This is a genomic window from Clostridiaceae bacterium HFYG-1003, assembly GCA_024579835.1.
Lineage (GTDB): Bacteria > Bacillota > Clostridia > Clostridiales > Clostridiaceae > JG1575.
Genome location: CP102060.1, coordinates 2695230 through 2718685, shown reverse-complemented (window position 1 = coordinate 2718685; position 23456 = coordinate 2695230). Strand labels below are relative to the sequence as shown.

Annotated in this window: 20 protein-coding genes; 11 read left to right on the top strand and 9 right to left on the bottom strand. The window is 54.7% G+C overall.

Annotated features, from left to right (window positions below; all coding sequences use genetic code 11):
- From NQU17_12175 to NQU17_12165, 3 genes are read right to left on the bottom strand one after another with little or no spacing between them, the layout of a single operon-like run.
- Positions 1–2265 (bottom strand): xanthine dehydrogenase family protein molybdopterin-binding subunit, encoded by a 2265-nt coding sequence (locus tag NQU17_12175; GenBank protein UUM11399.1) that lies wholly within the window; start codon positions 2263–2265, stop codon positions 1–3.
- Positions 2255–2728 carry a (2Fe-2S)-binding protein gene (locus NQU17_12170; GenBank protein UUM11398.1) on the bottom strand — a complete coding sequence of 158 codons (474 nt, stop codon included), beginning with the start codon at positions 2726–2728 and terminating at the stop codon, positions 2255–2257. The genes NQU17_12175 and NQU17_12170 overlap by 11 nt, the downstream gene beginning before the upstream one ends.
- Positions 2725–3588: an FAD binding domain-containing protein gene (locus NQU17_12165; GenBank protein ID UUM11397.1), complete on the bottom strand. Its 864-nt coding sequence runs from the start codon at positions 3586–3588 to the stop codon at positions 2725–2727. Before NQU17_12165 ends, NQU17_12170 begins: the two co-directional genes overlap by 4 nt.
- Positions 3589–4035: 447 nt before the next feature.
- Here NQU17_12165 and NQU17_12160 point away from each other — a divergent pair, with 447 nt between their 5' ends.
- The 5 genes from NQU17_12160 (at position 4036) to NQU17_12140 (ending at position 10948) form a co-directional block, all read left to right on the top strand.
- A complete protein-coding gene (locus NQU17_12160; GenBank protein UUM11396.1) occupies positions 4036–5727 on the top strand; it encodes a helix-turn-helix domain-containing protein in 1692 nt (563 codons plus the stop codon).
- The gene (xdhA, locus tag NQU17_12155; GenBank protein UUM11395.1) at positions 5724–8039 is read left to right on the top strand and encodes a xanthine dehydrogenase molybdenum-binding subunit XdhA; all 2316 of its coding nucleotides are present in this window, start codon (positions 5724–5726) and stop codon (positions 8037–8039) included. The genes NQU17_12160 and xdhA overlap by 4 nt, the downstream gene beginning before the upstream one ends.
- On the top strand, positions 8032–8901 hold the full coding sequence (gene xdhB, locus NQU17_12150; protein UUM11394.1) for a xanthine dehydrogenase FAD-binding subunit XdhB: 870 nt from the start codon (positions 8032–8034) through the stop codon (positions 8899–8901). The genes xdhA and xdhB overlap by 8 nt, the downstream gene beginning before the upstream one ends.
- Complete coding sequence (locus NQU17_12145) at positions 8898–9374, top strand: (2Fe-2S)-binding protein (GenBank protein UUM11393.1); 477 nt, start codon at positions 8898–8900, stop codon at positions 9372–9374. The genes xdhB and NQU17_12145 overlap by 4 nt, the downstream gene beginning before the upstream one ends.
- Before the next feature lie 182 nt (positions 9375–9556).
- Positions 9557–10948, top strand: a complete 1392-nt coding sequence (locus NQU17_12140) for an NCS2 family permease (protein UUM11392.1) — start codon at positions 9557–9559, stop codon at positions 10946–10948.
- A 283-nt stretch (positions 10949–11231) separates the two neighbouring features.
- Here NQU17_12140 and NQU17_12135 read toward each other — a convergent pair whose 3' ends face one another.
- The 4 genes from NQU17_12135 to NQU17_12120 form a co-directional block, all read right to left on the bottom strand.
- Complete coding sequence (locus NQU17_12135; protein ID UUM11391.1) at positions 11232–11891, bottom strand: hypothetical protein; 660 nt, start codon at positions 11889–11891, stop codon at positions 11232–11234.
- The gene (locus NQU17_12130) at positions 11878–12720 is read right to left on the bottom strand and encodes an ATP-binding cassette domain-containing protein (GenBank protein ID UUM11390.1); all 843 of its coding nucleotides are present in this window, start codon (positions 12718–12720) and stop codon (positions 11878–11880) included. The genes NQU17_12135 and NQU17_12130 overlap by 14 nt, the downstream gene beginning before the upstream one ends.
- Complete coding sequence (locus NQU17_12125; GenBank protein UUM11389.1) at positions 12713–14671, bottom strand: hypothetical protein; 1959 nt, start codon at positions 14669–14671, stop codon at positions 12713–12715. The genes NQU17_12130 and NQU17_12125 overlap by 8 nt, the downstream gene beginning before the upstream one ends.
- 99 nt (positions 14672–14770) lie before the next feature.
- A complete protein-coding gene (locus tag NQU17_12120; protein UUM11388.1) occupies positions 14771–15181 on the bottom strand; it encodes a hypothetical protein in 411 nt (136 codons plus the stop codon).
- 506 nt (positions 15182–15687) lie between these two features.
- Between NQU17_12120 and NQU17_12115 the strand changes: the two genes are divergently transcribed.
- From NQU17_12115 to NQU17_12095, 5 genes are all read left to right on the top strand, one after another.
- Positions 15688–16167: a hypothetical protein gene (locus NQU17_12115; GenBank protein ID UUM11387.1), complete on the top strand. Its 480-nt coding sequence runs from the start codon at positions 15688–15690 to the stop codon at positions 16165–16167.
- 140 nt (positions 16168–16307) lie between these two features.
- The gene (locus NQU17_12110; protein ID UUM11386.1) at positions 16308–17345 is read left to right on the top strand and encodes a hypothetical protein; all 1038 of its coding nucleotides are present in this window, start codon (positions 16308–16310) and stop codon (positions 17343–17345) included.
- A gap of 218 nt (positions 17346–17563) precedes the next feature.
- Positions 17564–18412 carry a hypothetical protein gene (locus tag NQU17_12105; GenBank protein UUM11385.1) on the top strand — a complete coding sequence of 283 codons (849 nt, stop codon included), beginning with the start codon at positions 17564–17566 and terminating at the stop codon, positions 18410–18412.
- A complete protein-coding gene (locus NQU17_12100) occupies positions 18393–19034 on the top strand; it encodes an ABC transporter ATP-binding protein (GenBank protein ID UUM11384.1) in 642 nt (213 codons plus the stop codon). The genes NQU17_12105 and NQU17_12100 overlap by 20 nt, the downstream gene beginning before the upstream one ends.
- Positions 19021–20241, top strand: coding sequence for an ABC transporter permease (locus NQU17_12095; protein UUM11383.1), 1221 nt, complete (start codon positions 19021–19023; stop codon positions 20239–20241). The genes NQU17_12100 and NQU17_12095 overlap by 14 nt, the downstream gene beginning before the upstream one ends.
- Before the next feature lie 113 nt (positions 20242–20354).
- On the opposite strand, the gene pyrE is transcribed toward NQU17_12095, so the two are convergent.
- Together pyrE and pyrF are read right to left on the bottom strand one after the other, a co-directional pair.
- Positions 20355–20987 carry an orotate phosphoribosyltransferase gene (gene pyrE, locus NQU17_12090; protein ID UUM13510.1) on the bottom strand — a complete coding sequence of 211 codons (633 nt, stop codon included), beginning with the start codon at positions 20985–20987 and terminating at the stop codon, positions 20355–20357.
- Positions 20987–21688, bottom strand: a complete 702-nt coding sequence (gene pyrF / locus NQU17_12085; GenBank protein ID UUM11382.1) for an orotidine-5'-phosphate decarboxylase — start codon at positions 21686–21688, stop codon at positions 20987–20989. Before pyrF ends, pyrE begins: the two co-directional genes overlap by 1 nt.
- A gap of 836 nt (positions 21689–22524) precedes the next feature.
- On the opposite strand from pyrF, the gene NQU17_12080 reads away from it, so the two are divergent.
- On the top strand, positions 22525–23334 hold the full coding sequence (locus tag NQU17_12080; GenBank protein UUM11381.1) for a GDSL-type esterase/lipase family protein: 810 nt from the start codon (positions 22525–22527) through the stop codon (positions 23332–23334).
- Positions 23335–23456 lie beyond the last annotated feature (122 nt).

Sequence of the window (23456 nt, the reverse complement as noted above, 5' to 3'; positions counted from 1 at the left end):
TTACCTCGCTTCGGTGGGAGAGAGCGCCAGCGCTTTCAGCACCCGGTCGGGCGTCGCCGGGATTTCCCGGATCCGGACTCCCGTGGCGTCATAAATGGCGTTCAGGATGGCCGGGGCCACATAAGTCATGACAGGTTCGCCGATTCCCTTGGCGCCATAAGGCCCGGTGGCTTCCGGCTGCTCTATGATGACCTTCTTCAGATCCGGCATATCCATGGAAGTGGGAATGATGTAGCCGGTAAAACTGTTGTTCTTGATCCGGCCCTGGTTCAGGCCCAGATCTTCCATCAGGGCATAGCCCAGTCCCATGGCGAAGCCCCCGTCCATCTGGCCCTCGACCATAACCGGATTGATGGCCCGGCCGACATCCTGGGCGGAGATGGCGTCTGTCACCCGGACCTTGCCCGTGGTGATGTCGACCTCCACTTCCACACCGCAGGCGCCGAAGGTGTAAGGCCAGTAAGGATTGCCCTGGCCCGTGGCCGGATCCATCTTCGTGGTCTGGGCCGTGAAGACGGCTTCCGCGCGCAGCGGAAGCTCCGGAGTATTCTTCGCCAGCTCTTCCCAGCTGCAGTGCCGGGTCGTGTCAAAGCACAGCTGCACCCCGTCCGCCGTCAGATCCAGCCCCACCTGTGTGTTCAGCTTCAGGCAGATCCGGGCGGCCTCGGCCAGCTGAGCCTCCATTTTCTGAGCCGCCAGGCGGATGGCGTTGCCGGTATTGTAGGTCTGGCGGGAGGCGGCGGCGGTGCCGGCATCCGTAGTCACCCTGGTATCGCAGGTATAGGCATCAATCCGGTCCACGGAGCAGCCCAGCGCTTCGGCCGCGATCTGACGCATGGCCGTATCCGAACCCTGACCGCACTCGGCGGCAGAGACGAACAGGTTGAACCGGCCGTCGGCCTTGAATTCGATCTGAGCCGTGGAAACATCAGGGAAGCCGTTGCCGTAACCCGTTCCATAGAACGCCAGGGCGATGCCCCGGCCTTTGCGCAGGGCCGGATCCGAAGGCGGCGTCATCGGCCGGCCGCGGAAATAGTCCTCCACCGCGTCCAGGCAGCGGTCCAGCGGAACGGTGTCCAGCAGGTTCTGGCCTGTGGCGGTGACGGAATCCTTGCGGTACATGTTGATTCGCCGGATCTCGGCGGGGGAGATGCCAGCCTGCCGGGCCAGATCGTCCATCTGCGGCTCATAGGCCAGGGGCGACTGAGTCGCTCCGAAGCCGCGCATGGCACCGGCATAAGGATTGTTGGTATAGATGGCGTAGGACTCGATGTCCACATTGGGGACGTGGTAAGGACCGGTGCCGTGAACGCCGCACTTGCGCATGACATTCACCGCCCAGGACGCATAGGCACCGGTATCGCCGTAGAACCGGGCCTTTACCGCCGTCAGCCGGCCCGACTCGTCACAGGCCGTTTCGCAGTCCATGCTCACGGCATGGCGCTTGGAGTGGGCATAGAAGGATTCATCCCGTTCCAGGACACACTTGACCGGCGCGTTCAGCCGGTACGAGGCCAATGCCAGGTGGATCTGCAGGGAAATGTCTTCCCGGCCGCCAAAGGCCCCGCCGATGGCGGGATTGAGATAGCGGATCCGATCCTGGGGCAGATCCAGGGCTTCGGCGATTTCCGTCACGTCAAAATGGGGGTACTGGGTCGATACTGAGATATGCAGGATCCCGTCCTCCATCCAGGCCAGTCCGGCTTCCGGCTGAAGAAACATGTGCTCGACCGAGTTCAGATGATAGGTGTTGCGCGCCACGTGGGCGGAGGCGGCAATGGCCGCGTCGGCATCGCCCTTTTTCAGATTGTACTGATACAGGAGATTGGGCTGACCCTCATGGACCAGATTCTCGGTGTCGGCCATGGCTGCGCGGGCGTCAAACAGTCCGGGCAGGATGTCGTAGTCCACCCGGATGCGGTCCCGGGCCGCTTCGGCCTGTTCCCTGGTATCCGCCACGAGGAAGGCCAGGGGATCGCCAATCCGGCGCACTTTATCCCTGGCGAAGACATCGTGGTCTTTGAACATCACGCCGTGTTTGTTCAGACCCGGCACATCCTTCCAAGTCAGAATCAGGCGGACGCCGGGCATGGCGGAGGCTTCCGCCAGATCCATCCGGACGCGGGCATGGGCTTCGCGCGAGCGCAGGGTGACGCCCCAGAGCATGCCGTCGCGGTACAGATCCTGGGGGTATAAGGTCTTTCCGGTGACTTTGCCCGGGGCATCCACCCGGAAAACCGAAGCACCGACGCTGTTATGCTTCATCTTCGTCACCTCGCAGACGGCGGGCAGCCAGCCGGACGGCCTGTTCCATCTTCAGGTAGCCGGTGCAGCGGCACAAGTTGCCGGAGAGCCCTTCTTTGATGGCAGCGGCATCCGGGTCGGGATTCCGATCCAGGATGGCTTTGGATGAGAGCACCATGCCCGGGATGCAGTAGCCGCACTGGACGGCGCCGACCTCGATGAAGGCCTGCTGCACCGGATGGAGCGTATCTCCGTCCGACAGGCCTTCAATGGTCAGGATCTCCCGGTTTTCACACTGGAAGAGCAGAACTAGACACGAATCCACCGGCTTACCGTCCAGAAGGACGGTGCAGGCGCCGCATTCCCCTTCGCCGCAGCCTTCCTTGGTTCCGGTCAGGTGCAGTTCCTCCCGGATAAAATCCAGCAGGCGCATTTCTCCCGGTCCATCCGTGGTCACCGGTTTGCCATTGACAGTCAGATTCATTGGTTGTCCCTCCTCAAGTTGAGTGTGCGCAGCGCGTGGCCCAGCAGGCCCATGACAGCCTCCCGCTTGAACGGCAGGGTCGAGCGTCCCGCCAGCCGGCGGGCGCAGGCTTCGCTCAGAACGGTCTGAGCCCGGGCGATGTGTTCGTCGTCCAGGAGCTGGTTCGTCAGAACATCCTCGGTTTCCGGCTCGCGCTGGCCGGTTTCGCCCAGAGAGCCCGAAGCGATCCGGACCTTGCCCAGACCGTCGCCAGCCGGCTCGGCGTAAACGGCCAGGCAGATCCGGGAAATGGCCAGCGCTTCGCGCAGGCCCAGTTTTTCAAAGACCAGCTCCGCGCCTGGCGCCACCGGTCCGAATTCAATTTCCCGCAGCAGTTCCCCGGGAAGCAGGCAGTTGTGCCCTTTGCCGGTAAAGAACCCGGACAGCGGAACCACCCGTTCCACGGTCTGGCCGCTTTGGCGCGATGCCAGCCGCAGCCGGGCATCCAGGGCCAGGAAAGGCGGTACGATATCCGCCGCCGGCGAGGAGTTGCAGACATTGCCGCCGACGGTGGCCGTATTGCGGATCTGGGGTGATCCCACCTGTCGGGCGGCCTGCTTCAGACCGGACAGCCCCTCGGGCAGCGCGGCTTCCAGCAGCTCGCCGTAGGTCAGGGCCGCGCCCAGACGCCAGCGGCCGTTCTCTTCGGTCACCGTTTTCAGTTCCTCTACCGAAGAGATGTCCAGCAGCGCCGCGGGGTGTGCCTTTTTTTTGCGCAGTTCAATGACCAGATCGGTGCCGCCGGCCAGAATTCTGGCACCGGGGTGAGCTTCCAGAAAATCCAGGGCCTGTTCCAGCGAAGCGGCTTTGAGTAAATCCATATTAATACCCCCATAAGTGAGTGTCGGTTTCAAATGGCTTTCTGTTAAAAAGATTCCGTCGACTTTATAATAATATGAAAACGGAAAAGATTCATTAGAGAAAATCACCAAATCACCCCGACCCGGTTTATTTGCAAACCGGACCCGGCCGGCACCGGTTCCTCTGGCGCCGGGCAAAGACCCCGCAAAGCCGCAGGCAAGCCATTAGCTGGTCTGGGGCAGCCAATGGCGGGTCCGGGACTGCCGACCGGCGGGCGTCCGGCGAGGCCGGTCCGGGATGGCGGGGCTCCGGGGGAAGGAATGGGAGCGGATCCGGTCCATTCGGCCGGCAGTAAGGACCTTCGGGATAAATGGCTGTTTTTTCAGTGATTTGAAGTTGTTTGTAAGAATTCTATAAATACAAACGGTTACAACTGATGTAAAATGTAAGGGAACGGAGAGTTGATTATGAGTAAATATGTGGGACTGACCATCAAGGACATCCTGGGTCTGCCTGCGATGAAGGATGCCCGGCTGCTGGCCGGCGATCCGTCGGGCGGGGATCGGATCCAGCTGATCAATATCATGGCGGACCCGGAGATCCTGGACTGGATCGACCGGGGCCAGATGCTGGCCATGACGGCCTACATCCTGCCGGGCATGTCCGGCGAGGAGCGCCTTCACTTTTTCCGGACCTGCCGGGACAAGGGCGTGGTCGCCGTCGCCATCAAAATCAAGCCTTATCTGGAGCAGCTGGATGAGGCCATTCTGACGTTTCTGGAAGAAACGGGCTTCCCCGTCATCGAAGTGCCGCAGGATGTGCCGCTGGCCCAGGTCAACGCGGAGGTCGCCGGTGCTCTGTTCAGCCGCCAGGCCAACATCATCGAACGCTTTGAAAACATCCACCAGCGGTTCATGGATATCATCCTGTCCGGGGGCGGCCCGCCAGAGATCGTATCGATTCTGTCGGACTACATTAATAACCCGGTGATTTTTGAGGTGAGCTATTCCAGGGAACTGATCACCAGCTGGCGCTCCCTGCGGGACGAGGAACAGGAACTGATCCGCAAGGACTACGAACGCTTTCGCAGCGACCGCATCCGGCGCAGCGAACGCCGGATCACGGAACAGGAATTCGCCCGGGACGGGCGCCGCATCCGGCGCAAGAGCATTCCCATCGTTCTGCGGGACAACATCTACGGGTATCTGACCAGCTGGTCCTATGACTCGGACCTGACGGGGTCGGACCTGTCCGTCATGGAAGTGGCAGCCACCGTGCTTAGTCTTCTGATCATGCAGTCGCTGTCGGTTCGGGAGGTCGAGGTCAAATACGCTTCGGAATTCTATGAGGACCTGGTGGCGCAGGATCCCCAGCGGGTGCGCCGGGCCATGGAGTCCCACTCCTATTTCGATCCGGCCGCGCCGCTGCACTATGCCGTGCTGCGGGCGGAACTGATTCCTCTGGGCGGAGAGGAAGTGGAGGAGCATCTCAATCTGGCGGTGCGCCGACTGATCCATTACCTGACCCCGGAACTGGAAGGGCTGCGCTACGCCTTTGAACTGGACGGACTCATCGCGACCCGGGCCAATGCTGTCAGCCTGCTGCTGGCCTTTGGCCAGAGAAACGCCTACCGGCCGGTGATGACCCGGCTGGCAACGGCGGTGAACGACATCATGCTCCGTCATTTCCCCGGGTTCGGGGTCAGCATCGGCATCGGCCGGCTCAAGGAATCCTACGAGAACATCCGGGACAGCCACGAGGAAGCCCGGCGCAGCCTGGCGGTCAGTGCCCGCTCCGGTGATTCGGGGATGAGATTCTACGAGGATCTCGGCATCTACAGCCTGCTGCTCGGTCCGGGACAGGAGGAGGAGATCCGGGATTTTGCCCGGCGTTACCTCGGTCCGCTCGAGGCCTACGACGACCGGATGAAGGGCCAGCTCTTCGACACTCTGGAAGCCTATTTCAAGACCGGAGGCAATCTCATGGAGATGTCCCGGGAACTCTATCTGCACTACAATTCGGTTTTATACCGGTTAAACCGGATCCAGGAGATTACCGGCCTGAATCTGGAAGAGGAAGACCAGAAACTCAATCTGGCCGTTGCGCTGAAAATCAGAAAATTGCTCCCATTGGAACAAATCAAGGAGGGACAGGAATGACATCAAAGGTCGTTGGGACCAGTCCGGTCCGAAAAGACGCGGTGGACAAGGTAACCGGAGCCGGGCAGTATACGGATGATTTCTTCATCCCGGGCCTGCTGACGGGCCGGCTCGTCCACTCACCCCACGCCCATGCCAGGGTCGTGCGGGTCAACAAGGAAAAAGCCCTGGCGCTGCCGGGCGTCGTGGCGGTCATCTGCCACACCGACCTGCCGGATGTTAAGTATCCGACGGCAGGCCATCCCTATTCACTGGATCCCTCCCACCGCGATGTGGCGGATCGTAAAATCTTTGCCGATGTAGCCCGCTATGTCGGCGATATTGTCGCCGGCGTCGTGGCGGAGGATGAACTCACCGCCCGCCGGGCCGCCCAGCTGGTCGAAGTGGAGTACGAAGTGCTGCCCTTCGTCCTGGATCCCAGGCAGGCCATGGCGGATGGCGCTCCGCAGCTCCATGAGGGATTCCCTCGTAATGTGCTGGCTTCCTTCGGCAATACCTACGGCGATACCGCGGCGTTCATGAAAGAAGCGGCCCATTGTGTGGACGCCACCTATTCCACCAACATCGTGCAGCACGCCCAGATGGAAAACCAGACAGCCACGGCCCACGTCGACAGCCACGGCCGCATTGTCATCACCAGTTCCACCCAGATCCCCCACATTGCCCGGCGCATCGTCGGACAGGCCCTGGATCTCCCGTGGGGTCAGGTTCAGGTGATCAAGCCCTACATCGGCGGCGGTTTCGGCAACAAGCAGGATGTCATTGCCGAGCCGATTGTGGCCGCCATGACCCTGAAATGCGGCGGTCGGCCGGTCCGTCTGACCTATGACCGGGAGGAAGTATTCACCGACACCCGCACCCGCCATGCCGTGGAGATTACCTTCCACAGCTGCCTGGATGCCAGTCACAAGCTGCTGGCGACCCATGTCGAGGGCATCAGCAACAACGGCTCCTATGCCTCCCACGGCCATTCCATCATCATGGCCGCCACCAGCAAGTTCCGGCCGCTCTATCACTGGCAGGCCTTCCGCATCGAGCCCAAGACCGTGTACACAAATCTGCCCACGGCCGGTGCCATGCGCGGCTACGGCGCGCCCCAGATGACCTTTGCCCTGGAATGCCACATGGATGATCTGGCCCGTCAGTTCGGTCTGGATCCCATTGACTTCCGCCGGCACAACCTGGTCCGGGTCGGCTATGAAGATCCGGTAACGCATAACCGGGTTGCCAGCTTCGGCATCCCCGAATGCATCCGCCTGGGCATGGAGCGCTATGACTGGACCAATCGCCGGCGGGCGCTCGAGAACCAGACGGGTTCCAGACGCCGCGGCCTGGGCATGGCTCTGTTCAGCTACGGTTCCGGCACCTTCCCGGCCGGCCTGGAAATTTCCGGTGCCCGGATCTCCTTGAACCAGGACGGTTCGGCCACCCTGATGGTGGGCGCCACCGAGATTGGTCAGGGCGCCGACACCGTTTTTGCCCAGATGGCCGCCGAGACCATGGGCATTTCCTATGACAAAGTCCACGTCCGGTCCACCCAGGACACCGACCTTGCCCCCTTTGACACCGGAGCCTATGCGTCGCGCCAGACCTACATCGTCGGCTTTGCCATTCATAAGGCCGCCACTCAGGTCCGGGACAAGATTCTCAAGGTGGCATCCCGCATGACGGGACGCTCCATCGAGAACCTGGATACCGAGAATGACCAGGTGGTGGATGCCCGCACCGGCGAACCGGTGATCTCCATCGCCGATGTTTCGCTCAACGCCTATTACGATCTGATGCACGCCGAGCCCATTACGGCGGATGTGTCCAACAATGCCCGGATCAATACCTTCTCCTACGGCGCGACCTTCTGCGAGATCGAAGTGGATCTGCGCACCGGCAAGATCGAAGTGCTCGATATCACCAACTTCCACGACTGTGGCACCGTGATCAACCCCAAAACCGCCGAAGGCCAGGTTCTGGGCGGCATGCACATGGGCATCGGCCAGGCGCTGACCGAGGATCTCAAGTTTGACCCGGCCACCGGCCGCTGCCAGAACCCCAACCTGCTGGACTACAAAATCGGGACGGCCATGGACAACAACGGCCTGCACTGCGTCTTTGTTGATTCCTATGATCCCACCGCGCCCTACGGCCAGAAATCCCTGGGCGAACCGCCCACGCTGTCTCCGGCTCCGGCCATCCGCAATGCCCTGCTTCATGCCACCGGCGTTGCCATGAACTCACTGCCGCTGTCTCAGCAGCGGGTGTTTGAAGCCATCAAGGCGGCCGGCCTGCTGATGGAAAAGGAGGAAGACCATGCTTGATCTGAAAAATGTCTATACGCCCTCCAGCCTGGAGGAAGCACTGGCGCTCATGGCGGAGCAGAAGCTCCGGCCGCTGGCCGGGGGTACGGATCTGGTTGTCGATCTGCGCAATAAGGTGCTGGACAATACCTCCGTCGTCGCCCTGGGCCGGATCGAAGCGCTGCGCGGCATCCGCCGGGAAGGGGATTCCCTCTGCATCGGAGCGCTGACCACCTTCACCGAGATTATCAATTCGGAGCTGATTGCATCCCACGCGCCGGTGCTGGCGGAAGCTGCCCGCACCATCGCGGGACCCCAGATCCGGAATGCGGCCACCATCGGCGGCAATGTCGCCAACGGCGCCGTATCGGCGGACTCGATTCCCTCCCTGCTGGTGTATGATGCTGTTGCCCGGATTCAAAGCGTCGAGGGGAAGCGGGAAGTCCCGCTGCAGGACATCTTTACCGGACCGGGCAAGACCAATCTGAAGCAGAATGAACTATTGACGGGACTGCTTCTGCCGGTGGAGGAACTGGCCGGACTCAAGGCCCACTATATTAAGTACTCAGTGCGCAAGTCCATGGACCTGGCGGTGCTGGGCGTCGCCGTGGGCCTGTCCGTAAAGGACGGAGTCATTGAGCGGCTGCGCTGCGCCCTGGGCGTGGCGGCTCCGGTTCCGCTGCGGCTGCTACGGGATGTCGACTGGGCCGGACGCCAGCCGGATGAGGCGCTGGTGGAGGAGATCCTGGCGGAAATCGAACGCTCGATTCAGCTGCGGGATTCCTGGCGCGCCTCGAAAGAATATCGCGAACATCTGGTCCGTGTCCTGATTCGGGACGCATTCAAGCACTGCCTGGCTCAAACGGAGGGAATAAAGTCATGAACCGAACCATTGAATTTACTCTGAACGGGAAACCCACCCGGGTTGAGATCGACGAGCGGGAAACGCTGCAGGAAGTCCTGCGCGGCCGGCTCCATCTTACCGGACTGAAAATCGGCTGCGGCGTCGGCGAATGCGGCGCCTGCACCGTGATTCTGAACGGAATTACCATCGATTCCTGTCTCTATCTGGCCGTTCTGGCGGAGGGCGCCGATATCCGAACCGTGGAAGGCCTGGCCCAGGAAGGCAAGCTCAACCCGGTTCAGCAGTCCTTCGTCGAGCACGGCGCCGTCCAGTGCGGCTTCTGCACCAGCGGGCTGGTGCTGACGGCCACGACGCTGCATGAATCCGGCAAAAAACTCAGCCGGGAGGATATCAAGCGCGAAATTACGGGGCATCTTTGCCGTTGCACCGGCTATGAACATGTGATTGACGCCATCGAGGAAGTTTGTCAGGGCGAACCAAAAACCGAATGATTTTGTCAAATTTAATTGGAAGATTCGATGATCTACTGGAAACCTGCCCCGGTTTTCAGGTAGAATAGTCGGGGAGGGGATCGGACGCCTGTCTACGAACCGCATCAGGGAAGTGGCTTAACAACAGCAGATAAAAGAATACGATCGCATCCTATATTACATTTTTTAATCAGGAGGAACTCATGGAACATTTCTTCAAGCTGCGTGAAAACAATACGGATGTAAAAACCGAATTGTTCGCCGGACTTACTACTTTTCTTACCATGGCGTACATCATGTTCGTCAATCCCAGCATTCTTTCCCTGGCGGGAATGGACAAAAACGCGGTGTTCATCGCCACGATTCTGGCAGCTGTCATCGGCACCCTGATTATGGGCCTGGTGGCCAACGTTCCCTTTGCCCAGGCACCGGGCATGGGACTGAATGCCTTCTTTACCTTTACCATCGTTTTCCGGATGGGCTTTACCTGGCAGCAGGCGCTGGCCATGGTCTTCATCTGCGGTCTGATCAACATTCTGATCACCGTGACCAAGCTGCGCAAAGCCATCATCAATGCCATCCCGGTTTCCCTGCAGTATGCCATCTCCGGCGGCATCGGTCTCTTCATTGCCTATATCGGACTGATCAACTCCGGTTTCCTGACTTTCCTGGTCGAGGAGCCCCATAAGATCACCGACGGTCTCTACAACGCCACCGTACCGGCAGTCACCGATTTTGCCAACAAGGGTGCCCTGCTGGCGCTGTTTGGCCTCATTGTCACCATCATTCTGCTGCTGCGCAACGTCAAGGGCGCTATCCTGATCGGTATTATCGCCACCACCATTGCCTCCCTGGCCACCGGCCATGTCTCCCTGGCCGGCGGCGTGATCAATTCGGACGCCAATCTGGGCGCTCTGAGCAATACCTTCATGAAAATGGATCTGGCCGGACTGTTTGCTGATCCGGGCAAATTCCTCCTCATCTTCTCCACCATCTTCGCCTTCTCCCTGACGGATACCTTTGACACCATCGGAACCTTCCTCGGAACCGGCCGCAAGGCTGGCATCTTCGATGACAAGGACAGCGAAAAATTTGAGAAGAACGAAGGCGGCTTCAACTCCAAACTGGAAAAAGCCCTGTTTGCAGATGCCACCGCCACGTCCATCGGCGCCATCCTGGGAACCTCGAACACCACGACCTATGTGGAATCCGCAGCCGGAATCTCCGTCGGCGGAAAGACCGGACTGACCTCCGTCACCACCGCCGTCCTGTTCCTGGCATCCCTGCTCCTGCTTCCCCTGGTCGGCGTAGTTCCGGCGGTTGCCACCTCACCGGCCCTGATCGTAGTCGGTATCCTGATGGCCGAAGGCATCAAGAACATCGACTGGGAAGACCTGGAAGTCGCCATTCCCGCCTTCTTTACCCTGGCCATGATGCCCCTGGGCTATTCTATCACCACCGGCGTTTCCTGGGGATTTATCTTCTATGTGATCACCAAGGTCGTCAAAGGCAAGGCCAGAGAAGTTCATCCCATCATGTACATCGTATCCGGCCTGTTCATCCTCTCCATGCTTCTCACTGCTACCGTCAAGTAGAAGCGGGGACTCAGGATCCAAGAAACATAATACCAACCCCCTAATGAAAAACAACGCAACATAAAAACAACGCAACATAAAAACAATGCAAAATTGAATAACAACCCCAAAACGGCAGGTTGCCTTCAGACAGCCTGCCGTTTTTCAGCTCCGCCGGAGAACCGTGAGATGATTCGATCGGTCGCAGGATCAAAGCCATTTGAAAGAGCCAGCCCGCCGGCATCCCTTGGACTAAGAGAGGTCAACGGGCTGGCTGTCTGTTTCAGGCGTTGGTTTTAAGAGATCACACACTTACGGTTTCCCGGTGTTCCGCCAGGATGAACAGCAGAACAGCACTGATCACAAAGGGAGGCAGTCTGGGGATCACCGCCGCCAGATCCATGCGGTTGATATTTCCCAGAAACGGGAAGAACGGGAGATCCCGGTGGTATAAAAAACCGATGATGGAAAAAGCAAACAGGGTAAAAAAACTCAGGCTGGAGCTTTTCGATTGAACGATAACCCAGTAGGTCAGGCCGAACATAAACAGCAGGTAACCTGAGAGCGCGGCACTAAAAGCAGGGCGGATATACCCGATTTTCTGCCAGATCAGCAGAATCAGCAGGGTCAGGCTGTAAAAAAAAGTGAACACGGACCCGACCTGAAGAGCTCTTTGGCGAGTCGCACCGGTAATCTGGCGGAGCAGCTCACAGTAAGGTTCTTCCAGAAACGGCCGGGCAATCAGGATGGGACCGACACATACCAGGATCGGCAGCACCAGAAGACTGGTCAGCTGAATCCAGTCAACGGCTTCCTCCCGACTGGGGATGTTCTGAACGATCCATCGATTGATCAGCGGCAGGACCAGCGTTAGCAGGAGGATCAGGAGCAAGCTGCCGGACCCCAGAACTTTGAGCCAGAGCCGGAAGCGGGAAATCCCCTGACGGCACTCAGTTCTTTTCACAGATAAATCCTCTGGTAATGCCAAGGAAGGCGTCCTCCAGGGTTGGTTTCAGCGGATTGAGATCCGTCGCCAGTGGCTTACGGGTGAGGACGCGGCAGAAATTTGTCTGGTCCCGTTCATAGCTTTTCACTAGGATTTCATCTGGATTCCCGAATTCCGGGGCAGTGGCGCGTTCGAATACCATGCCGGAAACCTGGTCGGTGATTTCCTGAATTCCACCCTGAGCGATGATGCGGCCATTGCCCAGGATGATCACATGCTGGCAGGTGGATTCGATATCCTCCACGATGTGGGTGGAAATCAAGGTCAGGCCTTGGGCGGCATGCTGTCGCACCACCTGGTGAAAGCGCAGCCGCTCCTCCGGGTCAAGTCCGGCGGTGGGTTCGTCGTAGATTCGGATGGCCGGTGTGCCCAGAAGCGTTTGGGCAATGCCCAGACGGCGAATCATTCCTCCCGATAGAGTGGTGATTCGATGATCTTTCCGATCCAGCAGATTCACCTTTTTGAGAGCCTCCGTCACCTCATTGGCCAGTGAGGCGGCCGGCAGGCCTTTCATCTGACCGATCAGAGTCAATGCTTCCCCTGCGGTTAAATGGTCAAACAGACCGAAAGACTGTGGCAGATAGCCAATGAGCGGACGGCTTTCACCGGTAAACAGTACATGCTTATTCGCATCCGGATATATTCCGGTAAGGCAGCGAAGCAGTGTCGTCTTGCCGGCTCCGTTGGCGCCCAGAAGGCCATAAACTCCTTCGTTCAGATTCAGGTTCAGATTTTCGAGAACCTTTTTTCTGCCGAAGGATTTCTTTAAACGATGAATTCTAATCATTATATTTCTCCCGAATATCTTCTAATACTTCAGATGAAGTGCGATGATCGTTCTGGTTCTCCAGATAGTTTCCCAGAATGGCGTACAGCTCGTCGACGCTGGCGTGATTCAGGGCTTTCCCCAGAATGAAGGTAGTGGTCTGTTCAACGTTAACCAGATCATCAGGGACCAGATCCAGCGGTTCAAGTACTTCCGGGTGTTCTCTAGCATAGGCGACATCCAGATCAGACCAGATCTCGAAGCAAGGCAGGGAAGCGTAGAAATCTTCCCAGAGAGTGTAAATGGGAAACTTTGAAGGCGGGTACTTCAGCGCGTTTTTGTATCTATCGTAGGTTTCCATGGAGGTGGTCAGCAAGTGATCTGAGCTGATATGAAGGAGCTCATAGATGCCTACGGTGTTCATGATCGGAAGAATAGTCACCTGTTTCAAGGGTTCACCATTCACCAGGGCAGGATTGTTGAGGAGGGATTCCGCCAGGGTCCGTTCATAATCATACCCTTCCAGGCGAGGCCGATGCAGCACGACCGGACCCACTTGAGCCGTCTCGTACATGCCGGACTGAAGGGATACGGATTCAGCAGTGCCGGAGTAGGTGTCCTGAGATACTTTCTTCAAATTCGTTTTCAGGTCAGGGACCCCGCTGATTCGTACATTGAACTGAGTTTTCCCGGTCTGCTGCGGTATCATCATAACGCTTGACATGTGATATACCGGATACTTGCCGGCGTGAGGATAAAAGGGCAGGTACCCAGGGAGATTGACGCCTTGATCATTGCTGTAGAAGCGCTCTGCGTAACCGGAGTAACGGAACGACAGAGACCCATCTGCCGGCAGTTCCCGGGTAATGTCAATGTAGTCGCCCTCCTGTCGGAAAGGGACTGGATTTCCAGCTTCATCCAGAATCTGCTCAACCTGATAGGCGTGATACAGAGTAAAGCTCATGAACCGACTGGTATCATTGCTGTGATAGGCGACTTTCGTCACGGCGCTGAGCTGATGGCGGATCGTCAGATCCATATCGTACTGTGTGATCTGGAAACTGGCGGGTTCATCGATCACGGAATGCTGGCCATAATAGAGCTGGTCGTGACTCATGCCGCGAAGGGTGGAGGTGGTGTAGGAAACGAGGGAAGAGGGGCGAAAAGCCATCCATCCAGTCGATCCCGCCAAGGCGGCGCAAAGCACCAGGCTGATCCCGCGCTGCCCAGAGCTCAGGGACTTTCGGATTGAGAAGACGATCAGAGTCACCAGGAGGACTGACCAGAACAGCACCCGAAAGAGGACGGCTGTCTCGGCAGGTACGCCGTAAATGTAGGGCCGTGAAGCTTGCTGAGGGAACAACCGGACGACATCCTCGATCCAAAATGGCAAGGACTGCTGAATGGGCATCAGCGCGATCTTGCTCAGGGTCGAATCCAGTGTCAGACCGATGAAGCCAAAGATCACCAGATACGACATAAGGCGCTGTTTCAGAAAGGACAAGGTCAGCCCGAAGAGAAATCCGAACAGCGGCAGGAGGAAGTAATAAATAAAATTCGAGCGTAGGAAGTAATGCAGTACACTGGACAGATCGAGAGGCTTCAGCCAGCCGGCCAGCAACTGAGCGGAAGCAAAGAGAAGAAACTGCAGGGAAGCCAAAGACAGGAACACATAAAAGATCTTGCGGTAGTGTTTTTCGACGCCTCGATCGATGCTCTGGATGGTTTCCAGCATCCGGCGGCTTCTCGCCTGCATGGCAAATTCGTAAGCGAACAGAATGTTTGAAAGGACAAGGATACGGGTGGTCTGGAAAAAGATCAGCTGAATCTGGATCGGATCCCGAAACTCAGGGAATAAATGGGAGATGCTGAACAGAATTAATGCGGCGGGAATGATGATTCCCGCAAGCAGGATAATTGAAAGAATTCGATGGCGGAAGATGGTTTTAACGTAAAGATGAAATGAAGTCATAATCCCTCCCGAGAATTGAAAATCAGATGAAAGGCTTCCCTGAAACGTTGAAGAACACAGACGGATTCAGGGGTTGAGTATCAATTATCTTTCGAATCATTACATATCGAGCCACATCCAACCCTTCGCAGAACCTCCTGAATACTGGGTCCATTGAGTCGGCTCCAAACGGAGTTTCCATATACAAGCCATGGTTTTTTTATCGGTGGCGACCTTGGAGAACTCTGCTCCGATGGATAGTGTAAGGTTTACATCCTGATGAAAACCAGTCCCCCAGCTGACCATGGAGGAAAACCGAACCGAACAGTCAGATGTTGAGTAGACCTCACCGGAAAATTCCTTCCACGTACCAGTCATTGTACCAGTCTCTGCCAGGAGGGATGACTTGTATAAAACAGTTGACTTATAAGGTGAAATTACTATTGGGGTTGCCAGAACAACAGCTCCTGAGATTACGAATGCGGTCAGAACATTCATTCCGGCTAGAATGATTTTCTTGGATAATTTCATTAAAAATCACATCCTATTATTTTTATGAAAATTGTACAATTTAATGCACCAATTGTAAATGATTATTATACAAAAACATTTATTTTTAATTTCAATATCTAAAAAGCTATTGGAATTAAATAATATACTTAATATTTTTCAATATTAAATTACATACAATTTAATAGAATACATAGTAGCATCATAGACCTTGCGATCCGTCAATTACGGACGTGATCAGTCGGCAGCTTTCTGAGATTTGAGTTATGTTTACATAATGAATGATTTTTTAGATCACAAATTCATTTCACGATCAGGATCGTTGGGAAGGAACCAAATTGATTATGGCATTAAACAAAAAAAGTAGTCATATTAACTATTAATTATATCCAATTGGATTTCAACAAATCATTCATTATAGATTGACTGCTTGCAATAATTTGTACATAATAAGAAAAATTACGTACAATTGGAGAAAGAATGAAATTAAAATAAGAAATTTTATTGCATTAGGAATCAGTTGTTCCATGGTTTTTTCGTCTGCTGCTTATGCTGCAGGGATCTATAACCCGGCAAAAACAAAGTATTATACGATGACAGCGTATGATACACCGGATAAAGAGAAACCTTTCGTTGAAACCCAAACTCAACACACATATGGAATATCCACGACCATCGGGGTGAGTACCTCAAAAACAAATACCCTCGAGGCCAGCGGATCGGTCAGCTATGGAGTCCAGAGCTATTTTGTGTCACTCAGCGCTCAGATCGGCGTTTCTACTTCTGAATCAGAAACCATTACCACGAGCCAGAGCTGGACGATTCCCGAAACACGTGGGTCAGGGTTATACCGGGTTGAGGCCGTATTTCCCGTCAGCAAAATTCAGTTCAATTCTTTTCAGGTGGAGACAGGAGAAAAGATCGGTGAAGAATGCTTCACAATTACGTATATGCCGGAAACGGATAAATCCTATAAACGGGTATATCGATATGCCAATGTGGGCTAAAATCTGGAGTTCATGAACCATTTCTGTCCGAGGCGGTTCATGAGCTTTGTTTCTGGGATCATTCTTAGGTCGAACAGCACCATCCAAAATCCAAATTCAATCCGACCTGGAGCCAGGTTGATTACGAAGGAGGTATATATATGAAACGATTAATCCCCGCATTGGTCATTCTGTGCCTGATGGCCGGCTGCAGTCCCGAGACGACTCTAAAGCCATCAGGCAAGGTCGTAAATGAGTCGGATCCGCTCGTACAGAGTAAAGATCTCTCGGCCCGGAAGATTAAAAACCCTGTCCTCCCAGACAAGGACATCCTCGCGGTGTCCATCGGTGAACCCCATTTTGAGATTTCAAAACGGGACGGGTATAATAACAACCTGCTGATCAATGTCGTCAGTTCAGCGGCAGTGGATGAGCCGCTGATTGTTGAGTTTAATGGAAAGAAAGTAACAGTTCCTCTGGAACGCGATGAGGATTTGGCTGGTGTTCCGGTCAGTGAAGCCGTGTTTCTGAGCTATCAGACAGTGGACTGGATGCCCATAGAGCAGAAACTGACTGAGATTGAACAGAAAATCCAACAGAAAAACTACTCCTGGGAATCGGATTTTCAACCCATTCTGGAAATGAGACAGCAGTACGGAGCGGCGTTAAAGACCTTTAATGAACAGTGGAACGGGAGTCTGTTTCACTATCTGGGATGCGTGAATATTGATTTTTCAGCTCTGAAGCAAACCGAGCTGTCTGCCTTTTCCTGTCATTTAAAAGGGAAAAGTTTTCAATTTACAGATGTCGATATTGCCTTCCTTGAAGAGCCGATGTCTCAACGCCCCGTCAGCGAGGTGCTCTCCTCCACGACATTGCTTCAGGCAGAACGGCCTGTGTTAATTGACCGGGAGGGACTTGTCCTGGATCCTGTGCTGGAGGATGAACTGATTGCTCAGGAGACAGTTGTTTTCACCGGATTAAGTTTCTTCCCCGAAAGCGAAACATGTGTGGAACTGCACGCAGATCTGTTCTCTGGAGAGGGCAAGCTGATTTGGTCACGGAAATGGAAGGATGGATCCAAATGGAACATCCCAGGAGGGAGTTCCCTGAAATTTCGCTGCCGGATCAAGCTGCCGGAGCTGAAGGATGCGATTCTGCCTCAGACCAACCTTACCGCCTTTTACGAATTTCAATAGCAGGAAAAGGAGTGGGCATCTTCCACAATGTTCAATCTGATCTCCCGGAAAAGCAGCAGGGATTTGCTGTTAACGGAGCGGGATCGGTTGAACACAAGTCCTGTTACCGTGAACCTGGCCAGAATTGATTTGGTGGATTCCCAGCTGACCGCGTATAAGCTGAGCCATAAAAAATAATGGCTTCTACCATCAGGGCGAGAAAAAGTGAGGGTTGGAAATTGAGGAAAATTATATTATTTGCGGTATTTGCCATCATATTGGCATGTCCCCTGGCAGTTTTAGGCTTAACGTCACAGGCGGAGATGAGTCAGTACCAGGAGCCTGAGCGGGTCGAATGGACCCAGCAGGCTTATGGGGATATCTACGAGGCTCATTTGGGAAACATTTATGAAGGAGCGGCGGTAACGGGAGAATACGTGCCCTGCGGCCAGGAACTGATTCGGCAGGAGAAAAAGCAGACGGAGCAGGTTCTGACGGTGGTATCGAAAGGGGATGAAGTCCGGGAAGGCCAGATCCTGGCTTACATTGGAACAAGAGAAATTAAATCACCCATCGCCGGCGTGTTTGAGAAAACAGAGTCAGACGATCGGATGGTTGGATTTGTATTGAAAAAACTCACGGATCCGGTGCTGGAAGTACGCTGGCCGGACGACTTGCCGATTCAAGCCGGTCAGGAATTAACCGATGATCAAGATAAAAAATACCAGGTGGAAGCTGTTTCCAAAATCAGTTCGGACCATGCGGTGACGATCCAGCTGCGGGCCGAAGGGACTCATGCCGCGGGTGAGAAGTTTGGCGCATTTCTGCGCAACGGGAATGTACAGGAAGACATTATGATAATTCGAAAAGCCTGCGTTTATCAGAAAAGCCCGGGCGGAACCTGTTTTGTTTCGGTGGTGACGGCAGAAGGAGAATTTCTGGAAGAGCGGAAAGTAACAACAGGTATGCAGGATTCAGAAAATATCAATATCATCGGCCTGGAGGAAGGTGAATTCTGCGATGCTGGGTATGCTCAGCTCATGATTCCATTCGCAGGAGGAACTCCCAATGAATCTGCTGGAGATTAAAGGACTGCATAAAGCCTATGACCGGAAAATTTTAAACGGGATCGATCTGTCCCTGAGAAGGGGGGAGTACGTATCCATTGTGGGAGCCAGCGGAGCGGGAAAGTCTACGCTGATGAATATTGTCGGCTTGCTGGAACCCTTTGACTCAGGGGATTATATTTATGACGGGAAAAAAATCAGCTCGGAGAAAGAGCGCAGCGTGATTCGGAAAAATGAAATTGGCTTCATTTTCCAGTCCTTTCATTTGCTTCCCACCATGACGACCCGGGAGAATATCCTTCTGCCCTGCATGTATTCCACCAAGGTACCCCTGGATCTGGACCAGATTGCGGAGCGGCTGGCAATTTCTCATCTGTTCCACCAGTATCCCGATCAGTTGTCCGGGGGAGAACGGCAGCGAGTGGCCATCGCTCGCTGCCTGATCACTGATCCGAGACTGCTGCTGGCCGACGAGCCTACGGGCAATCTGGATCCTGAGAATCGGGACCGGGTACTGGAAATACTTCGGGAAGAGCACCGGAAAGGGAAAAGTGTGATTCTGATCACTCATGATTTACAGGCTGCGGCTCAATCGGAAAGAACCTGCCTGCTGAGAGAAGGAAAATTACATGAAGTATCGTGAAAGCTTTTTTGTTCAAACGGTCCGGTTAATCCGGAAAAATCGAAAGACTTACCAGCGCCTGATGGTCAGCATTCTTCTGACGTTTACCTTCCTGTTCAGCGTCTTTTTCTACATTGACAGCAGTTCCTTCAATCGGAACAAGGAAACGTTGAGTGATCCCTCCTTTCTTGTCACGGTAAATATCCCCGATCATATCAACCGAAGCGGAACGGAGTTTAAAACCTTCTTCAGTCAGGTCCAGTCCACGCCGGACACACGGATTGCGCCAGTTCAGCGATTTGCCCTGGCCTCCTATCCCCCGCTTCATCACGTGATTCACTCCGTCAATTACAATTACAACATTTATCCCAAATCATTCGGACAGCTGATGATACAAAATCAACCCGCTGCGCTTCAGGATGGAAGCAGGGAATTTAAAACCCTTGATTCGGTTTTTGTAACAAGTCAGGCACAATCGCTGCTTGTTCAAAGCGGTATGATTCAAAATGGCAGGATTCAGCTGTATCTTCCGGATCGCCAGGGGAGATGGGGGTTTAAGGACTGGACCGTTCAAACGACGGTGGATGCCTCGGAGCTGACTTTGCAAGTTCGAAATGTGGGCGGACACCTGACGGGAAATGTCGAGGTGTTTATCCCCGGAGAAGCCGTCAACCGGGAGGCATTTGGGGAGGGGCTGGAAGAACAGTTTCTAATTTTTACACCCTATGCCATCGACATTCTGAATCTGGCCCGGCGTTATGAATTTGACGCAAGTGCTTCGGCTCAGCCGCAAGTTCATTCCAGGGCAGATATGCGTCAGAGTATCCAGCTGAAATGGATCCTGGGCAGCTTGATTTTTCTGGTTCTGGCGGTCAATCTGCAGGGGAGCTTTGCCAATGCCCTGAAGGAGCGGCGTTATGAGATCGGTTTGCGGCGGGCCCTGGGCGCGGCGCCCCAGGATATCGTGATGCAGTTTTTCAAGGAAAGCGTTCTGCTGATTCTCACCGGCGCGCTGCTGGCGCTGTTTCTGGTGGTGGATGGGTTTCTGCTGTTCCGACTATACTGTTATTTCACCAGTGCTCAGAGGTATACGATAGTACTGACGGCCTCAAGCGTACTGACCATGCTGACGATGACTGGGAGTCTGCTCCTGCTGACCGGACTAAGTTTTTCTGTTTCGGCGATGGAAACGAAGATTGTTTCAGCTCTGCAGGGGGCGGGGGAATAATCTCGGAACAGAGGGCATTTCCCGGCGGATCAAACAAGTCTGTCGCAGAAAAAAAAAGAACATCGCCCGGATCGAAGGTTCAGCCTTCGATCCGGGCGTGCATGTTTTGGCGGCTAGAGTTCCATCCAGGCCGGGGACTGGGGATCCGCCATAAAGGTCTTCAGCTTTTGAATTTCTCCCTCGGTGATATAGCGGGAGGCAGCGGCTACTTCCAGAAGTTCGTCGTAATTGGCCAGGGAAACAACCGGGACGGCCGCTTCTTCGAAGCGGACTCTGGCTTTGGTCATGCCGTAAGTGAAGACCGAGACCAGGCCGATGACCTCACAGCCTGCCTGACGCAGGGTTTCCACCACATCCAGTGAGGATCCGCCCGTGGAAATCAGATCCTCCACGACGACAACCTTCTGGCCCGGCCGGATCTGACCTTCGATGGCGTTCTGTTTGCCGTGATCCTTGGCTTTTCCGCGAACGAAGCCCATGGGCAGGTCCAGCATCCAGGCAGCGATGGCAGCGTGAGGGATTCCGGCAGTTGCCGTTCCCATAATCATTTCAGTTTCAGGGAAGCTTTCCCGGATGGTCTGAGCCAGCGCTTCCTCTACCAGCCGGCGTTCGGCCGGGTAGGACAGAATCAGGCGGTTGTCGCAGTAAATCGGCGATTTGATTCCGGATGCCCAGGTAAACGGCTCACTGGGGGAGAGGGAGACAGCTTTGATATTCAGCAGGATTTCGGCGATCTGTTTCATGATTAGTCCTCCAGTCCCAGGAAGTCATTGCGGATGGCGCGGTAAACCGCGTAGGGGTCAGCTGCCTTTGTGATGGGACGACCGACAACAATGTAGTCAGATCCCAGGGCGCGGGCTTCTGCCGGGGTCACAACCCGGACCTGGTCGCCGATGGCGGCATCCTTGGGCCGGATTCCCGGGGTGACGGTGACAAAGGCCGCGCCCAGATGACTCTTGATCAGGGGAACTTCCAGGGCGGAGCAGACAACGCCGTGCAGGCCAGCCTTCTTCGTATTGCTGGCATAATGCAGCACCGTATCATCCAGCGGGCGGTCGATGAGGAGTTCGTTCTTCAGAATTTCGCCGGAGGTTGAGGTCAGCATGGTAATGGAGATCAGCAAAGCATCCTTGCCCTGCTTTTTCAGTTCCTCCATGCCGGCTTCCATCATCTTGACACCGCCGGCTGCCTGAACGTTCATCATGTCAACGTCCAGGGAAGCAACGGAGCGAACCGCTCCGGCCACCGTATTGGGAATGTCATGGAATTTTAAGTCCAGGAACACCTTGTGTCCTTCCTGCTTCAGGTATTTGACAATTTCAGGGCCTTCCTTGTAGAAAAGTTCCATACCGACCTTGGTATAGACCGGTTCGGGGAACTGGCTGAGAAAGGCAACGACTTCTTCCTTGCTCTGGAAATCCAGAGCGATGATTACATCTTTGTTCATGTTGGCTGCTCCTTTTGTACTGTTACTTTGCCTGAGGTTTTGCATACAAAAAAACCTCTTTCGCACATACAGGAAGCCGAAAAGAGGACGAACTGACTTTATGTGGCCCAGAGGCCAGTTTGTTCCCAACTTTTCAGTATCTCGGTACCGCTTTAAAGTTATCTTGGATATCTTAGCTTATTTCCCAGCACTTTTCAATGGGGAAATTTAATTTCTCTCAGATTGCTGAGCGTCTTCTCCTTGAAAGATAGATTCTGAATCTTCCAATAACTCAAATAACTCAAATAACTCATAGAACTCATAGAACTCATAGAACTCATAGAACTCATAGAACTCAAATACTTTAAAGCTACTCAAAGACCACACAGTCCCAGAGGAATCAGAAGAACCAGAGGAATCAGAAGAACCAGAGGAATCAGAAGAACAGAGCTCAGAGCTCAGAGGATCTGAGAAGCAAAAATCAGAGATCAGAGAAACCGAGATCAGAGGCATCAGGCAGACTTGGGAAATCAGGACTTCAGAGAAACTGACAAGCATGGTCGGATTATCATTTATTCAGTAATTAAGATCTGTAACTAAGAACAGTCAAATATTAAGCGATTATGCGAAAGTATATGATAGTTTTGATCGCTTCTTTTTATTACTCTGGCAATTAGTATAATAGAAGTAGGCCGGTGGTCTGGTTAACGGCCGATCGGATCCGTTTTATTCTGCGTAACGGATGATCTCAAATGCATCAGGATGAAAAAAGTTTGGAATTGCCCATAAGAGATTGGTCTGTTCAATGAACCGGCCGGTCTTTGCGATCAGTTAAGGAAGAAAGGAAGGGATGCGACATGTTGAAAAAATGGAGACGAAGTCTCGCGCTGCTGCTGGTATTCCTGTTCCTGATGCCTGCTACTGCACTTGCGGATTACGCCACTCTGGATTACGTGTCACTGGGCGATTCGGTTGCGGCGGGCTATGACCCGTATACTCAAACCGATCAAACCAGCTATGCCGATCTGATCAATGAAGCCTTGCGTGATGCGGGGGTTCCGGGCACTTACCTGAAAGCGGGAGTCACCGCCTACACCAGCAATGATCTGCTCCGGCAGGTCACTCTGAACAGCACGGTGCGCAACCGCCTGAACAAGAGCGAACTGGTGACCATTACCATTGGCGCCAATGACCTCCTGCCGATCCTGATCTGGGCCAACACGGAGCCGCTGCGCCTGGACACCTATCCGGGAAAAGTCGGCAAGCTGACCCTGGCGCTGCTCTACAAGACCCTGCCGGCGGATGTTTTCCTTTCCACCGTTCTGGCCATGGAGATTCGCATTATGCGCAGCAAGGTCGAGCTGACCATCAACACCATTAAATGGCTGCCGGGGAAAAATCCGAAAATCTACCTGATGGGTTACTACAATCCATTCCCCTATATCCCCGAGGCAGCTGAGGCTCTCAGCGCGGCCAACAGTCAGCTGAAGCTGGCAGCCGCCGCCACCGGCGCCAAGTTTGTGCCAACAGTGGATTCCATCAATTATATGACCCATCTGGTTCTCTTGCCACAGGATCCGATTCACCTGAATCCGCTGGGCCATGAAGTGGTCGCGGAGCTCTTCCTGAACCGGATTGCCGCCGACTTCCAGATTACCCTGAATTAGAGGGGCCTTGCCCCAGATGATGAAAGAACCGCAGTGTCGCTGGGAGGCTTCCCGGAAACACCGCGGTTCTTGTCTGTTCAACCAGATCGGTTTGTGAAGGGGCTGATGCCGAGCCGGATGCC

Excerpts from the sequence above, each read along its gene's own strand:
- NQU17_12175 (UUM11399.1), bottom strand. The coding sequence starts at position 2,265 with ATGAAGCATAACAGCGTCGGTGCTTCGGTTTTCCGGGTGGATGCCCCG.
- NQU17_12170 (UUM11398.1), bottom strand. The coding sequence starts at position 2,728 with ATGAATCTGACTGTCAATGGCAAACCGGTGACCACGGATGGACCGGGA.
- NQU17_12165 (UUM11397.1), bottom strand. The coding sequence starts at position 3,588 with ATGGATTTACTCAAAGCCGCTTCGCTGGAACAGGCCCTGGATTTTCTG.
- NQU17_12160 (UUM11396.1), top strand. The coding sequence starts at position 4,036 with ATGAGTAAATATGTGGGACTGACCATCAAGGACATCCTGGGTCTGCCT.
- xdhA (UUM11395.1), top strand. The coding sequence starts at position 5,724 with ATGACATCAAAGGTCGTTGGGACCAGTCCGGTCCGAAAAGACGCGGTG.
- xdhB (UUM11394.1), top strand. The coding sequence starts at position 8,032 with ATGCTTGATCTGAAAAATGTCTATACGCCCTCCAGCCTGGAGGAAGCA.
- NQU17_12145 (UUM11393.1), top strand. The coding sequence starts at position 8,898 with ATGAACCGAACCATTGAATTTACTCTGAACGGGAAACCCACCCGGGTT.
- NQU17_12140 (UUM11392.1), top strand. The coding sequence starts at position 9,557 with ATGGAACATTTCTTCAAGCTGCGTGAAAACAATACGGATGTAAAAACC.
- NQU17_12130 (UUM11390.1), bottom strand. The coding sequence starts at position 12,720 with ATGATTAGAATTCATCGTTTAAAGAAATCCTTCGGCAGAAAAAAGGTT.
- NQU17_12125 (UUM11389.1), bottom strand. The coding sequence starts at position 14,671 with ATGACTTCATTTCATCTTTACGTTAAAACCATCTTCCGCCATCGAATT.
- NQU17_12120 (UUM11388.1), bottom strand. The coding sequence starts at position 15,181 with ATGAAATTATCCAAGAAAATCATTCTAGCCGGAATGAATGTTCTGACC.
- NQU17_12115 (UUM11387.1), top strand. The coding sequence starts at position 15,688 with ATGGTTTTTTCGTCTGCTGCTTATGCTGCAGGGATCTATAACCCGGCA.
- NQU17_12110 (UUM11386.1), top strand. The coding sequence starts at position 16,308 with ATGAAACGATTAATCCCCGCATTGGTCATTCTGTGCCTGATGGCCGGC.
- NQU17_12100 (UUM11384.1), top strand. The coding sequence starts at position 18,393 with ATGAATCTGCTGGAGATTAAAGGACTGCATAAAGCCTATGACCGGAAA.
- NQU17_12095 (UUM11383.1), top strand. The coding sequence starts at position 19,021 with ATGAAGTATCGTGAAAGCTTTTTTGTTCAAACGGTCCGGTTAATCCGG.
- pyrF (UUM11382.1), bottom strand. The coding sequence starts at position 21,688 with ATGAACAAAGATGTAATCATCGCTCTGGATTTCCAGAGCAAGGAAGAA.
- NQU17_12080 (UUM11381.1), top strand. The coding sequence starts at position 22,525 with ATGTTGAAAAAATGGAGACGAAGTCTCGCGCTGCTGCTGGTATTCCTG.